Below are 428 nucleotides of genomic sequence, written 5' to 3'. Positions count from 1 at the left end.
AACCCCTTATACGCTGGTTTCTCGCCAACCTTTGGAACAAATGCGGCTTTGCCACGTTGAATTACGCGATCACAATGCGGATATAATGAGTGATCCTGCTGCCTGTATTGGGTTTTTGCAGGGCACGATTTTCGCCAAGCGGGGTCTCCGCAATGGCTCGAATACGTACCAAAATCTAAGGAGACGAACATGAAGATTCTAATGGTCCTGACATCGCACGACAAACTGGGTGACACTGGCAAGAAAACCGGCTTCTGGTTGGAGGAATTCGCCGCACCGTACTACGTTTTCCAAGACTCAGGTGCAGAGATCGTTTTGGCGTCGCCTAAGGGTGGTCAGCCACCAGTTGATCCAACAAGCGATCAACCCGATGCACAAACCGACGCAACGCGGCGCTTCAAGGCGGACGACGCGGCCCAAGCGGCACT

General features: G+C 53.0%; 1 pseudogene. It reads left to right on the top strand.

What is annotated here, in order from left to right:
* Positions 1 to 189: 189 nt before the first annotated feature.
* Positions 190 to 428 (top strand): annotated as a pseudogene (locus AB9F26_RS22320) (type 1 glutamine amidotransferase domain-containing protein); the annotation flags it as partial.

Source organism: Falsihalocynthiibacter sp. BN13B15 (assembly GCF_041205415.1).
In the GTDB taxonomy this organism is placed as follows: domain Bacteria; phylum Pseudomonadota; class Alphaproteobacteria; order Rhodobacterales; family Rhodobacteraceae; genus Falsihalocynthiibacter; species Falsihalocynthiibacter arcticus.
The sequence above is the reverse complement of the archived record's forward strand: the minus strand, read 5'-3'. Positions and strand labels throughout refer to the sequence as shown.